Origin of the sequence: Erwinia sp. MMLR14_017 (genome assembly GCF_033657285.1) — a bacterium.
Classification (GTDB): domain Bacteria; phylum Pseudomonadota; class Gammaproteobacteria; order Enterobacterales; family Enterobacteriaceae; genus Erwinia.
Map to the genome: position 1 here is coordinate 575,034 of NZ_JAWVWP010000001.1, position 13,084 is coordinate 588,117.

At 53.1% G+C, this 13,084-nt stretch carries 13 protein-coding genes; 8 read left to right on the forward strand and 5 right to left on the reverse strand.

Annotated elements, in window-relative coordinates; all coding sequences use genetic code 11:
- The first annotated feature begins 65 nt into the window (after positions 1–65).
- Together cueO and SD961_RS02680 are read left to right on the forward strand one after the other, a co-directional pair.
- Positions 66–1,751, forward strand: a complete 1,686-nt coding sequence (gene cueO / locus SD961_RS02675) for a multicopper oxidase CueO (protein ID WP_318788853.1) — start codon at positions 66–68, stop codon at positions 1,749–1,751.
- Between the two features lie 366 nt (positions 1,752–2,117).
- The gene (locus SD961_RS02680; RefSeq protein WP_318788854.1) at positions 2,118–2,720 is read left to right on the forward strand and encodes a glycosyltransferase family 8 protein; all 603 of its coding nucleotides are present in this window, start codon (positions 2,118–2,120) and stop codon (positions 2,718–2,720) included.
- A 42-nt stretch (positions 2,721–2,762) separates the two neighbouring features.
- Here the strand turns inward: SD961_RS02680 and SD961_RS02685 are convergent, their stop codons facing one another.
- Positions 2,763–4,046, reverse strand: a complete 1,284-nt coding sequence (locus SD961_RS02685) for a cystathionine gamma-synthase family protein (RefSeq protein WP_318788855.1) — start codon at positions 4,044–4,046, stop codon at positions 2,763–2,765.
- 253 nt (positions 4,047–4,299) lie between these two features.
- On the opposite strand from SD961_RS02685, the gene hpt reads away from it, so the two are divergent.
- A complete protein-coding gene (gene hpt, locus SD961_RS02690) occupies positions 4,300–4,836 on the forward strand; it encodes a hypoxanthine phosphoribosyltransferase (RefSeq protein WP_318788856.1) in 537 nt (178 codons plus the stop codon).
- Between the two features lie 72 nt (positions 4,837–4,908).
- On the opposite strand, the gene can is transcribed toward hpt, so the two are convergent.
- A complete protein-coding gene (gene can / locus SD961_RS02695) occupies positions 4,909–5,583 on the reverse strand; it encodes a carbonate dehydratase (protein ID WP_318788857.1) in 675 nt (224 codons plus the stop codon).
- A gap of 107 nt (positions 5,584–5,690) precedes the next feature.
- Between can and SD961_RS02700 the strand changes: the two genes are divergently transcribed.
- From SD961_RS02700 to SD961_RS02720, 5 genes are all read left to right on the forward strand, one after another.
- Positions 5,691–6,617 carry an ABC transporter ATP-binding protein gene (locus SD961_RS02700; protein ID WP_318788858.1) on the forward strand — a complete coding sequence of 309 codons (927 nt, stop codon included), beginning with the start codon at positions 5,691–5,693 and terminating at the stop codon, positions 6,615–6,617.
- Positions 6,614–7,384 (forward strand): ABC transporter permease, encoded by a 771-nt coding sequence (locus tag SD961_RS02705; protein WP_318788859.1) that lies wholly within the window; start codon positions 6,614–6,616, stop codon positions 7,382–7,384. The genes SD961_RS02700 and SD961_RS02705 overlap by 4 nt, the downstream gene beginning before the upstream one ends.
- A 428-nt stretch (positions 7,385–7,812) precedes the next feature.
- Positions 7,813–8,577 (forward strand): acyltransferase family protein, encoded by a 765-nt coding sequence (locus SD961_RS02710; protein ID WP_318788860.1) that lies wholly within the window; start codon positions 7,813–7,815, stop codon positions 8,575–8,577.
- A 3-nt stretch (positions 8,578–8,580) separates the two neighbouring features.
- A complete protein-coding gene (locus tag SD961_RS02715; RefSeq protein WP_318788861.1) occupies positions 8,581–8,826 on the forward strand; it encodes a hypothetical protein in 246 nt (81 codons plus the stop codon).
- Positions 8,827–9,073: 247 nt separating this feature from the next.
- The gene (locus SD961_RS02720; protein ID WP_318788862.1) at positions 9,074–10,888 is read left to right on the forward strand and encodes a hypothetical protein; all 1,815 of its coding nucleotides are present in this window, start codon (positions 9,074–9,076) and stop codon (positions 10,886–10,888) included.
- Positions 10,889–10,961: 73 nt separating this feature from the next.
- On the opposite strand, the gene panD is transcribed toward SD961_RS02720, so the two are convergent.
- The 3 genes from panD to panB all read right to left on the reverse strand — a co-directional run bounded on the left by panD (position 10,962) and on the right by panB (position 13,069).
- Complete coding sequence (panD, locus tag SD961_RS02725; protein WP_306207873.1) at positions 10,962–11,342, reverse strand: aspartate 1-decarboxylase; 381 nt, start codon at positions 11,340–11,342, stop codon at positions 10,962–10,964.
- Positions 11,343–11,404: 62 nt separating this feature from the next.
- Entirely contained in the window at positions 11,405–12,259 is an 855-nt protein-coding gene (gene panC / locus SD961_RS02730) for a pantoate--beta-alanine ligase (protein WP_318788863.1), read from the reverse strand.
- 15 nt (positions 12,260–12,274) lie between these two features.
- Positions 12,275–13,069 (reverse strand): 3-methyl-2-oxobutanoate hydroxymethyltransferase, encoded by a 795-nt coding sequence (panB, locus tag SD961_RS02735; RefSeq protein WP_318788864.1) that lies wholly within the window; start codon positions 13,067–13,069, stop codon positions 12,275–12,277.
- Positions 13,070–13,084 lie beyond the last annotated feature (15 nt).

The following is a 13,084-nucleotide window of genomic DNA, read 5'->3' on the forward strand; positions in this document are numbered from 1 at the left end:
CCTTCCCGGTAGGGAAGGGTTTATGCTTCCCGATAAGAATTTCCTGCTAAGTCTGGATTAGAATTATGCAACGCCGTGATTTTATTAAGCTAACCGCCGCAATGGGTGCGGCCAGCGCGCTACCTTTATGGAGCCGCACCGCCCTCGCTGACGATCGCCGTCCGGAACTGCCCATTCCCCAGCTTTTAACGCCCGATCCACGCGGCGTGATGAATATTACTGCCCGTACCGGCAGTAAAGCGTGGCGTGGCAAAACCGTTCCAACCTGGGGCTACAACGGCGATCTGCTCGGCCCGGCTATAGCGCTGGAAAGCGGTAAACCGGTGACGCTTAACGTGCGAAATAGTCTGCCGGAAGCCACCACTGTTCACTGGCATGGCTTAGCTATTCCCGGCGACGTGGACGGCGGGCCACAGGCAGTCATTGCGCCGGGCCAAAGCCGCACGGTGACTTTCACTCCTAATCAACCCTCAGCTACCTGCTGGTTCCATCCCCATCTGCATGGCAGAACGGGGTATCAGGTTGCCCAGGGGCTGGCCGGGCTGATCATTGTTAAAGATATCGCGGGTGAAAAGCTGCTGCTGCCCAAAATCTGGGGCGTGGATGACATTCCGGTCATCTTGCAGGACAAGCGGCTAAGCAACGACGGCAGTAAAATAGAGTACGAGCTGGACGTTATGAGCGCGGCGGTAGGCTGGTTTGGCGATACCATGCTTACCAATGGCGAGATCTTTCCTCAGCACGCGGTGCCACGGGGCTGGCTACGCCTCCGTTTGCTGAACGGCTGCAATGCACGCTCGCTGAATCTGACTACCAGCGATCGTCGTCCAATGTATGTGATTGCCAGCGACGGCGGACTGCTGGCTGAGCCGGTGCGGATGAGCGAGCTGGCGATGATGCCCGGTGAGCGCTTTGAAATCCTTGTTGATACTCACGACGGCAAAGCCTTCGATCTACAAACGCTGCCCGTGCGTCAGATGGGCATGTCGCTGGCGCCTTTCAATCAGCCGCTGCCGGTGCTGCATATCCTTCCGCTGCAAATTTTAGCCAGCGGTACGCTGCCTGATAAGCTGGTCGATCTGCCAGCCTTACCGGCTACTCAGGGAGTTAAAGAGCGCTGGCTTCAGCTGACCATGGACCCTGAACTCGATCGCCGCGGCATGCTGGCGCTGATGGAAAAATATGGCCATGCGGCCATGGCGGGTATGAGTGGCGATGCGCATGATGATGAGGCTGCTGGCGGAGAGAGCGAGATGGCTGGCATGGACCACGGTACGATGGCGGAACAGAGTGCTTCGGCTGGCATGGACCACAGCCAGATGCAGCAGAATTCTGCGGCTGGTAGAGATCATTCGTCCGGAGAGGCCAAATCCCAGACGGCTGCTTATGATTTCCACAACGGTAACAAGATTAATGGGGCGGCCTTCAATATGTCGCAGCCTTCATTTGACGTAAAACGTGGCGTTGTCGAAAAGTGGACAATTTCTGGTGAAGGGGATGAGATGCTGCATCCGTTCCATATTCACGGCATGCAGTTCCGTATTCTCTCGGAAAACGGCAAGCCACCGGCACCGCACCGCAGCGGCTGGAAGGATATCGTGCGGGTGGAAGGCTGGCGCAGCGAGGTGCTGGTTCGTTTCGACCACACCGCCAGTAAAGAGCACGCCTATATGGCGCATTGTCATCTGCTGGAGCATGAGGATACCGGTATGATGAGCGGGTTTACCGTGAGTGATGAAGGGGCTGACTGAAAACTTCACGCCTGATGAAAACAGGATTGGCGGTTTGGCATGCCGGCTCTCCAGACTGAACTGCTTATATTCGCGGAATTCATTGAACGGCATACAGATCAATGCCGTTCGTCCGTTTTTTGTAACGGCACCCCTTTCCTGCTGCGCTCTGGTCACCATATCGGCAGGCTGCATTTTTTCCTGACTTGCAGTAAAGCTAAGCATCAAAGCTCTTTAAGAGCACCGGGGGATCGTGCGGTTCACCGAATGATAATTCCCCGAGGAAACATGAGTCCGTGCTTTCTCACCAACTCAGGGTTACCCCTGGCGTCATGAAACGGCAGCTGCTGTTAGCCAAACGCCTAATGAAAAATCCTAAAAACCTTCATGGACTGCGATATCGTCTGTAATGGCAGCATTAAACCGCTGCTGGCGATTGATATGGCCGACTATACAATTGCTGCCGTGCAGGATAAGGGGATGAATAAAGAGTATCTGACGTATCTGGGTCTGGATCGCGAGAAAAAGTATTTTAATTCCGGTGTGATGATCATCAATACCAAAGCCTGGATGGCGCGCGGGGTAACGGAGCAATTTTTTATTAAAATAAAAGATAAAAAATATACCTTCCCGGATCAGGATTGCCTGAATATTATTCTGGATGATGAGGTCTGTTTTTTGGAACAGGAGTATAACTTTATTCCCAAGAACAAAAGCACCCAGAAAGAACCGATCTTCATTCATTACGCCGGGCAAACCAAGCCCTGGAGTATCTCGATTGAAGAGACGGGATATAACAAAAATTATATCGATATGTACCGCAGGTCGCCGTGGAAAGATGTTCCCCTGGAACCGCCCAAAAAAGCTTTCGAGTCTTATCACTACGCAAAAAAATTGCTGCGTAAGAAACAACTGCTGCTGGCTTCCTGGTGGCTGACCGTTTCAACGTACCAGTTTATTTCGAAAAAGCTGCGTAGCAAAACGGTGTAAAGGCTGCCCGCGCAGCCTTTACACACTGATAAATCAGCGCGGTCAGAGTTGATCCAGCGCCAGTCGTAGATCCTCAATCAAATCTTCTTTATTCTCGATCCCAATAGAGACCCTGACAGTTGATTCGCTGATGCCTATTCTTGCCCGTACTTCGGCAGGCACGCCGGAATGGGTGGTGCTGGCCGGATGGCTGGCGAGCGATTCTGTACCGCCCAGGCTTACCGCAAGCTTGAACAGCTGCAAGGTATTCAGTAGCCTGAAAGCGGCCTGCTTACCGCCTGCCAGGTCAAAGGAGAAGGTTGAACCTGCTCCGCTGCACTGCTTGCTGAAGACCCGTTCAGCTGGTGAACCTGGCTCCAGGAAGGAGAGGGCGTGCAGCTTTGCTATTTTTGTATGTCCCCGCAGGAATTCCGCTACAGCGACAGCATTGTCGTTTGCCCGTTCCATTCGCAGCGCCAGCGTTTCCAGCGAGCGGCCAATCATCCAGCTGGAGTGCGGATCAAGCTGCGTGCCTGTTGCGCTGCGCAACGCTTTGATCTGTTTCACCAGGGTTTTACTGCCCATCACCGCCCCGGCAATTAAATCGGAATGGCCGCCAACATATTTGGTCAGCGAATAGAGCGACAGATCGGCACCGTGCTCAATCGGACGCTGAAAAACTGGCCCCAGCAGCGTATTGTCACAGGCAATAATCGGGCGATGCTGCTGTTTACGTTCTATGGCATCCGCTACCCGCGCGATTAACGCAATATCCACCAGGCTGTTGGTAGGATTGGCCGGAGACTCGATCAGGATCACCGAGACACGGCCCTGCTGCATGGCCTGCTCTGCGGCTGCCTGCACGATCTCTTCATCCAGACCGTTAGCAAAACCCACCGCCGACACGTTCAGCTTGCGGAAGGTTTTACTGAGCAGCGTTTCGGTTCCGCCGTACAGAGGCTGCGAATGCAAAATCGCGTCACCGGGTTCGATAAAGGTCAGCAGGGTGGTGGAGATGGCGGACATGCCAGAGGAGAAGAGGGCGGCGCTCCCGGTCCGTTCATAAATAGCCAGCCGGTCTTCCACGATTTCGCTGTTGGGATGATTAAAACGGGAATAGACCAGACCGTTTGCTTCGCCTGTGGGCGGCTCTTTCCGGCCAGAGACATAATCAAAGAAAGCTTCTCCCTCTTCGGCTGAAGTGAACACGAAGGTGGAAGTTAAAAATACCGGCGGCTTAACGGCGCCCTCCGATAAGGTAGGATCATAGCCATAGTTAAGCATCTGGGTTTCCGGATGCAACTCACGCGTGCCAATATGGGTTTTTTTAGAATGAGAGGAAGCCATGCAATCTCCTGCCGACAGGCATGCTGAGAGGGATAAGTTCAGCTTACGTTACCCTGTGCAGGAGGGAGGGAATAAATAAATTATCGTTCTAAGGTTAAAACCTTTTGCGTGATGAAATATCGCTAACACCTGTTTTGGAAGTCTGTACGTCTATTTTAAGATTGCCATCCACACTTGCGCAACAACAGGAAATGGGACGACAAGATGTGATAGACTTCGCTGCTTCCCTGAACCATCTGAATCGACAAAAGTTATGAAACATACCGTAGAAGTGATGATCTCCGAAGCGGAGATCGCAGAGCGTATTGCTGAGCTGGGCCAGCAGATTACTGAACAGTACCGCGACAGCGGCAGCGACATGGTGCTGGTCGGCCTGCTGCGTGGCTCCTTTATGTTTATGGCCGATCTCTGCCGTAAAATTGAGGTATCGCATGAAGTCGATTTCATGACGGCCTCCAGCTATGGCAGCGGCATGTCCACCACAAGGGATGTGAAAATCCTGAAGGACCTGGATGAAGACATTCGGGACAAAGATGTGCTGATCGTTGAGGACATTATCGATTCAGGCAATACGCTGAGCAAAGTGCGTGAAATTCTCCGCCTGCGCCAGCCGAAATCACTGGCCATTTGTACGCTGCTGGACAAGCCCGAGCGCCGCGAGGTAGAGGTTGCCGTCGAGTATGTGGGATTCACTATTCCGGATGAGTTTGTGGTGGGGTATGGCATCGATTATGCGCAGCGCTATCGCCATCTGCCCTATGTGGGCAAAGTCGTCATGCTGGATGAGTAGCTGAACTGAGCGGACGTTTCCGCTCAGGATCACCGCACAAACGACTAAGGCCGGCGATCCCGGCCTGTTATATTATGCGTCGCCGTCGCGAGGACTTTCCAGATCGTTGAGCAGGTTAGCAATACCGTGACGGTAGCGCTGCTCAAGGATTTCACGGTTAGGGGCCGCTACTTCCAGGTCACGCAGATAGCCGTCCTGAATGCCGTAAACCCAGCCATGAATAGTCACTTTCTGACCACGTTTCCACGCCGACTGCATGATCGTTGAATGGCCCAGGTTATAAACCTGTTCAATCACGTTGATTTCACACAATTTGTCGAAGCGTTTTTCTGGCGGCAGTTCACCCAGTAACGAACTATGCTTGTACCACAGATCGCGGATATGCAGCAGCCAGTTGTTGATCAGGCCCAGCTCCGGATTTTCCACCGCAGCCTGCACGCCACCACAACCGTAATGTCCGCAGATGATGATGTGTTCCACTTCTAACACCTCAACGGCGTACTGCACCACGGAGAGACAGTTTAAATCCGTGTGAATGACCAGGTTGGCCACATTGCGGTGAACGAACAGTTCGCCCGGCTCCAGCCCCGTCAGGCGCTCGGCAGGGACACGACTGTCAGAGCAGCCAATCCAGAGAAAACGGGGCTTCTGAGCAAGTGACAAACGCTCAAAGAAGCCAGGATCTTCTTCTTTCAGCAGCTTGGACCATTGGCGATTGTTGCTGATAAGGGTATCAATATCTTTCATGTTAGTGTCGACCAAAACTCGAAATGCGTTGCAGTAATATAGGACAATGCGGCGTGATTTAAAACGGCAAACAAGAAAACCACACAAAACAGGGCACTCTTACATCTATGACTTATGCACTGGAACTTGAAAAACTGACCAAAACCTATGCAGGCGGCGTTCAGGCCCTCAAGGGAATTGATCTTAACGTAGAAGCCGGTGACTTCTATGCGCTGCTTGGCCCCAACGGGGCAGGCAAATCCACCACCATTGGCATTATCAGCTCGCTGGTTAACAAAACGGCCGGTAAGGTGCGGGTGTTTGGCTACGACCTCCAGCAGGATGTGGTCAACGCCAAACGGCAGCTTGGGCTGGTGCCGCAGGAGTTCAACTTCAACCAGTTTGAGACGGTGATGCAAATCGTAGTCAGCCAGGCGGGTCTCTATGGCGTGGAAAAGCCGGAGGCGCTGAAGCGTGCAGAAAAGTACCTCAAGCAGCTCGATCTCTGGGATAAGCGCAACGAACGCGCGCGCATGCTCTCGGGCGGGATGAAGCGACGCCTGATGATTGCCCGTGCGCTGATGCATGAGCCGAAGCTGCTGATCCTTGATGAGCCTACGGCTGGAGTGGACATTGAGCTACGTCGCTCGATGTGGACGTTCCTGCAGGATTTAAATGCCAAGGGCACAACCATCATTCTGACCACGCATTATCTGGAAGAAGCGGAGATGCTTTGCCGCAATATTGGCATTATCCAGCGCGGCGAGCTGGTGGAAAACACCTCCATGAAAGGGCTGCTCTCTAAGCTGAAATCCGAAACCTTTATTCTCGATCTCGCGCCTAAATGTCCGTTACCCGAGCTGCAAGGTTTTCAGTACCGGCTGGTGGACACCGCCACGCTGGAAGTGGAAGTGCTGCGCGAGCAGGGGCTGAACAGCGTGTTCAGCCAGCTGAGCCAGCAGGGCGTGCAGGTTTTAAGTATGCGCAACAAGGCTAACCGCCTTGAGGAGCTGTTTGTCGATCTGGTCAACGGTCGCAAAGGAGAGAAAGCATGACACATCTTTATTGGGTCGCCCTGAAGAGCATCTGGGGTAAAGAGATCAACCGTTTCGCCCGTATCTGGATCCAGACGCTGGTGCCGCCGGTGATCACCATGACGCTTTACTTTATTATCTTCGGCAACTTAATCGGTTCCCGCATTGGTGATATGCACGGCTTCAGCTACATGCAGTTTATCGTGCCTGGCCTGATCATGATGGCGGTGATCACCAACGCCTATGCCAACGTCGCCTCTTCCTTCTTCAGCGCTAAATTCCAGCGCAACATTGAAGAGTTGCTGGTGGCGCCGGTGCCCACTCATGTGATCATCGCAGGCTACGTAGGAGGCGGCGTGGCGCGTGGCGTTTGCGTGGGCATATTGGTTACGGCTATTTCACTGTTCTTCGTCCCCTTCCATGTCCATTCATGGTTAATGGTTGCCGTGACGCTGCTGCTGACGGCAATCCTTTTCTCGCTGGCTGGCCTGCTGAATGCGGTCTTTGCCCGGACGTTTGACGACATCAGCCTGATCCCTACCTTTGTGCTGACGCCGCTTACCTATCTGGGCGGGGTTTTCTACTCTCTGACGCTGCTGCCGCCGTTCTGGCAGATGGTGTCAAAACTGAACCCTATCGTGTACATGATCAGCGGCTTCCGTTATGGCTTCCTGGGGATTTCTGACGTGCCGCTGGTGTTTACGCTGGGCGTATTAGTGGCCTTTATTGTGGTGTTCTACATTCTGGTCTGGGTGCTAATCCAACGCGGCAGGGGCTTACGTACCTAAACGTTGCCAGCTATCCCTTCCCGCAACGGGAAGGGATAGTGAACAAAATCACCTGCCTGACTTCCCCGCTATTTTCCTTGCCTCTCCTCTCTTTCCCACTCACTTTGCGCAGGCGATTATCTTTTTATTGCCATTAATTAAAATTAGCAGTGCCATTCTAAATTAAGCTGAACCCGACTTAGAAGATATTGGTGATAGCGGTTAATCATATTCTTATATTCTAAGAATTAACTGATTAGTTAACGTAAACAATATTAACGGTTAATTAAGCTTATTCTCATTTATTGCTAATGGCGGTTTTGATCATTTTATCGATTGTCAGGATATGTATAATCATTTCTGCTTATCAGAGTCTGTATAACCTTATGGTCATAATAATTTCAGCCATGAGGAGGCTCGCTTTTTTTAAATTATGGCTGGGGAAAAAGATGAACAGACTGACATGGGTGGATAACCTGCGGGGGATGAGTGTGCTTGCCGTCATTTTCCTGCACAGCACGATTGCTGTTAACGGCAATGCCGGGCATCTTACCGTAGTAACGGACGTAGTTAACCATCTGCTGGAGCCGGTAAGATTGGGGCTGATGTTCTTTGTCTCGGGTCTTTTTGTCGAGAGCGGATTGAAGAAGGGCCTTGATCTGTTTGTGAAAAACAAAGTTAAGAGCATTCTCTACCCCTTTATTATCTGGGTAGGGATTTATGGCGGGCTAAAGCTGCTCTTTAACTCGGTATCTAATAATCCGCAATCTCCACTTAATATCTTACTCTCACATTTAAGCGGCGGGGGCGATATTACCTGGTTTCTGCACTCACTGTTTATCTTTTTCCTCGTTATTCCCTGGGTTCGCCGCATTCCTTTTTATATCGTTATTCCCGTGGCGCTGATCCTCAGCTATTTGCTCCCTGAAATACCCGCTGGCAGCCTGTTTTCCAGTTTTGATAACGGCCATATCAATCGCTCATTTTACCTGTTCCCGTTCTTTTATCTTGGGGATTTACTGGTACACCGGCAGGTCGATATTCCTGGCATAGTAAGCAAAAAAACGTGGCTGTTGCCCTCGGCACTCTGCTTTATCATCCTCTCTTCCGTTAATTTTCTTTCAGAGAGAGGCGTAGAGTGGCAGCTGATGGCCCCGCTGGCGCTCTGTTCCATTCCGCTGTTTATCTTTGTGGCATTACATACCAATGTGTAGCTGGTGCATTTTGTCGGCGTAAACTCCATTGTGTTTTACCTTTCGCATTACCTGGCGATACAGGTGTTTGCTAAAGTAGTGAAGTTTACCAGTGAAAAAATGGTGATTAATGACCTTAAATTTGTTGCCGCTTTCCTCTGTGCATTGCTGCTGCCGCTGAGCATTTGCTGGTTACGCCGAAAAGGCATGTTTAACTTCCTCTTCACCCTGAAGAAAACACCAAAAAATACCGCCACGCTTGCTCATTAGTTCTTACTTTTCAACAGGCGTCCCATCGTGGACGCCTGTGAACTGCACCGAAAAACCTGCTCCACATTATTTGATATTGATCACTAAATATAAGTAAACCTTATCCCGCCGCAAACTTTTCCCCTTTTGGCGCCACACACTCCTATCGCAAACACGTTATACTGGTCTCAGTGTGCACCAGTGTTGACACGATAACTCAGGCAGGCTGCAAGCCTGTTATCCACTTGCTTAACATTGGAACATGCTTATGGCCGGTATCAATTCATTACCCACTTCTGTTACTCATGCTACATCCCACGCTTCAGGACAGGCGTCAGGCAGTCAGGAAGCCCGCGCACGACATACGACCCATGCAGGCTCCTCTGGCGCAGCCACCGCTACAGACGCCACGCGTAATGCGGCGATTGGTGCCATCGCCAATCATCTGAAAACCTATTTTCCGGGTGATAACGACCTGGATGAGCTCATCCAGCAGCGGGCTACAGAGCTACACGACATGAATGAAACGCCCGCTACCATTACGGCTAATATGGCTAAAGCGCAGAAAATGGATTATATCAGCGAGGCGGTGGGCGGCGCGGTGAAAGCTTTTCCCTTTGCCATCTCTGGCTATGCATCTGGCGCCGTTAAATTAGGTGCAGGCATTGCCGGCTCTTCTGCGTCGTCAGAAGCGTTGGCTGGGGCGATTGATGGGGGAATAGCAATGGTGCTCAAATCGGTAGGTGATAAGGTCTTTGCTCCGGTAGTCAAAGATACGTTGTGGCTGGCAGCCGATGCGGAAAAGCTGGAACCTGAGATGCAGGGGGTGCTGAAAAAGCGTCAGGGCCTGGGAGAGAGCTTAAAACTGGCCCCGCTGGGCGGCATTGGCTTTGATGGCCGAAACGCTGTAGTGGGTACCGTGGCAACCGCGTCAAAAAATAACCCGCAGGCAATCTCGCACACTAGCAATTTCCTGAGTCTGGCGGCTGGCTCGGCGGGGGGCGTACTAACCAACAGGTTCAGTGCTTCTCACGGCCCGGAATACCTCCTGGGGCGGAGCGACTGGAAAGCACAATATGAGGCATTGAGCAAAACCAGTGTGAGGCAGCAGATGCACTCCGGTGGCGCGGAAAGATTAAAAACGCTGTTGTTGAGCTTAATGACGCCGCGTAATTATGCCAAAGGGGCGCTAAATATCACCTCCGGTAATATGGTGTCAGAAATTGGCACATTAGCCTTGTCACTGGCTGGAAACAACGCGCTACGTAACATTGTCCGCAATGCTGGCGTGGGCGGTGCCGTCAGTTCTGCCCCGTCAGCCGCTATCGAAGATGCAGTTGGCCGTCTTGGCGCAGGCGAACTGACCTCGCGGGTAGAAATTGCTAAAGATCAGGGTATTAACCTGGCGGGTGCTGCCCTGGCTTATGCTTTCCAGGGGATAGCCGGGGCGTTAGCGGGACCAGCGCCTAACCGTAACGATGAGGCAATAGATTTCCTGGCGGATAAGGTCGTGAACAGCATAATAGGGCAGAAAACCGGCGAAATCAGGGATAAAAGCGTGGATGGGCTGCAGAGTGGGGCGAGACAGCTCGGACAGTTTAGTGTGGATACGGCGTCATATACCAAAAATAAGGTGACAGAAGGGGCTAACGCTTTAGCTGATGGTGCCGTCAGAACCGGCAATGCAGTAGGCAATGGTCTGAGTAGTGCAAAAAATAATGTTTCTGGTGCCATGACTTCGGCCCAGCAGTGGGCGAGTGACCAGGTCAGACAGCGGTTGACTTCCCCGACGCAAACGGCACAGGCAATGCCAGCCACGCCGGGTCAGCCTGTCGCGCAGCCAACTACTCAGGCACAGACGGCACCGCAGCCGTCCGCTTCGACATCAGCTCCTGCGCCTCAGACGGCACCGCAGCCAACTGCTTCGACATCAGCTCCTGCGCCCCAGACGGCACCACAGCCGACCGCTTCGACATCACGTCCTGCGGCGCAAACAGCATCATCTTCAGCTGCGCCGGGCGGTTCGCAGCCTGTGGCTGAGGAAATTGAGATGCAGCCATTGGGCAAAAGTAAGCAGGCGTAAGCCTGAAGTCAGGGGGAAAAGAGAAAGCGGAGTCTGTCAGAGAATAACGGGGGAGCAGTCCCCCGTCATGGCATCAGGCAACCTGTACCGGAACGGCTTTTGCCAGCCGCTTCATCACGTTGTCGCCTTCAAAGTAGGCCACTTTAGGCTGCCATTCGCGGGCTTCTGCATCGGGCATCGTTACGTAAGAGCAGATAATCAAAATATCCCCCTCACAGGCGCAGCGAGCGGCTGCGCCATTCACGGAGATGATCTTCGAGCCGCGCTCAGCCGCAATAGCGTATGTTGAGAAACGCTGGCCGTTGGTTACGTTATAGATGTCGATCGCCTCATATTGCAGAATGCCGGAAGCGTCGAGAAAATCCTGATCGATGGCGCAGGAGCCTTCATAGTTTAAATCCGCCTGAGTCACTTTCACCCGGTGGAGCTTGCCCTGCAGCATAGTACGGTTCATAACCTTGTTACCTTTCCCGGAGAACAAAAAAGGACGCCAGCATAGCCGCGTCCGGAGGTCTGTTACTGCGTTAAATCAACCTGCTGATTATCAATCAGGCGAGCTTTGCCCAGCCAGGCCGCCATCAGGATCACTGCCCGCTGGCTGTCGACATTGAGCGGTAGCAGCGTATCAGCATCGCAAATTGCCAGCCCGTCAGCCCGCAGGCCTTGTACGGCCAGGGCTGTTTCCGCTTCTGCAATGATCTCCTCAATATGCCGTTCACCGTTGGACAGTCGCGCCGCCATGCTGTTCATCACTTTGCTGACCGCTGGCGCCAGCTTGCGCTCGTCGGCTGTGAGATAGCCGTTGCGGGAGCTGAGCGCCAGACCATCTTTAGCCCGCACGGTCGGTACGCCAATGATGCTGATGTCGTAGCCCATATCCGCCACCATTTTGCGGATCAGCGCCAGCTGCTGGTAATCTTTTTCGCCAAACAGCGCCAGGTCCGGCTGAACCAGATTAAAGAGCTTACTGACAATGGTTGAGACACCGCGGAAGTGACCCGGACGGCTGGCGCCTTCCAGCAGCGTGGAGAGGCCCGGCACTTCAACAAAAGTCTGTTCGCTCAGACCTGTTGGGTAGATATCGCCGGGTGCAGGCGCGAAGACCAGATCCACCTTGCGGCGATTCAGCTTCTCGCAATCTTCCTGCAGCGTGCGGGGATAGCGGGCCAGATCGTCAGGGCGCTCAAATTGCATCGGGTTCACAAAGATGGAGACCACCACAATATCCGCCTGCTCACGGGCTTCATCTACCAGCCTCATATGGCCATCATGCAGGTTACCCATAGTGGGAACCAGAGCGATGCGTTTGCCATCCTGCCGCCAGCGACGAATTTCCCGGCGCAGCATAGGCAATGTTTCAATAATCAGCACAGACCTTCTCCTGTATTAGTGAAAACTGTGTTCTTCGGCAGGGTAGGTCCCTGCTTCCACTTCCATCAGGTACTGCCTGACGGCAGCCCGGATATCGCCGGTATCAGCGAGGAAATTTTTGGCGAATTTGGGAATATGGCCGCCGGTAATGCCAAACGCATCATGCATTACCAGGATCTGGCCGTCGGTCACGTTGCCTGCGCCAATGCCGATCACCGGAATGGTGAGCGCTTCGGTCACGCGTTTAGCCAGCGCCACCGGCACACATTCCAGCACCAGCATCTGTGCGCCTGCCGCCTCCAGCGCAAGAGCATCCGCCAGCAACGTCTCTGCTGCCTCGCTCTCGCGACCCTGAATTTTGTAACCGCCGAAGATATTAACAGACTGCGGCGTCAGGCCAAGATGGCCGCAAACGGGGACGGCGCGCTCAGTTAACTGCTTCACCGTCTCAGCCAGCCATTTGCCGCCTTCCAGTTTGACCATATTGGCGCCGGCACGCATCAGCTGAGCCGCACTGTCAAAGGTCTGTTCCGGCGTGGCATAGGTCATGAACGGCAGGTCAGAAAGCAGCAGAGCCGAAGGGGCACCGCGTCTGACGCTTTGCGTATGGTAAACAATGTCTGCGAGGGTCACCGGAAGGGTGGAGTCGTGCCCCTGAACCACCATGCCAAGCGAATCACCCACCAGCATCACCTGAATGCCCTCGTCGGCAAACAGTCTGGCAAAGCTGAAATCATAAGCGGTGATCGAGGCAAACTTTCGGCCACTTTTTTTCCACTGGCGAAGGGTAGAGACCGTGGTCGGTTTCATGACAACCTCTTTAAG

What these genes read in the sequence shown, in the direction of transcription:
- cueO (WP_318788853.1), top strand. Translation starts at nt 66, where the DNA reads ATGCAACGCCGTGATTTTATTAAGCTAACCGCCGCAATGGGTGCGGCC.
- SD961_RS02680 (WP_318788854.1), top strand. Translation starts at nt 2,118, where the DNA reads ATGGACTGCGATATCGTCTGTAATGGCAGCATTAAACCGCTGCTGGCG.
- SD961_RS02685 (WP_318788855.1), bottom strand. Translation starts at nt 4,046, where the DNA reads ATGGCTTCCTCTCATTCTAAAAAAACCCATATTGGCACGCGTGAGTTG.
- hpt (WP_318788856.1), top strand. Translation starts at nt 4,300, where the DNA reads ATGAAACATACCGTAGAAGTGATGATCTCCGAAGCGGAGATCGCAGAG.
- can (WP_318788857.1), bottom strand. Translation starts at nt 5,583, where the DNA reads ATGAAAGATATTGATACCCTTATCAGCAACAATCGCCAATGGTCCAAG.
- SD961_RS02700 (WP_318788858.1), top strand. Translation starts at nt 5,691, where the DNA reads ATGACTTATGCACTGGAACTTGAAAAACTGACCAAAACCTATGCAGGC.
- SD961_RS02705 (WP_318788859.1), top strand. Translation starts at nt 6,614, where the DNA reads ATGACACATCTTTATTGGGTCGCCCTGAAGAGCATCTGGGGTAAAGAG.
- SD961_RS02710 (WP_318788860.1), top strand. Translation starts at nt 7,813, where the DNA reads ATGAACAGACTGACATGGGTGGATAACCTGCGGGGGATGAGTGTGCTT.
- SD961_RS02720 (WP_318788862.1), top strand. Translation starts at nt 9,074, where the DNA reads ATGGCCGGTATCAATTCATTACCCACTTCTGTTACTCATGCTACATCC.
- panD (WP_306207873.1), bottom strand. Translation starts at nt 11,342, where the DNA reads ATGAACCGTACTATGCTGCAGGGCAAGCTCCACCGGGTGAAAGTGACT.
- panB (WP_318788864.1), bottom strand. Translation starts at nt 13,069, where the DNA reads ATGAAACCGACCACGGTCTCTACCCTTCGCCAGTGGAAAAAAAGTGGC.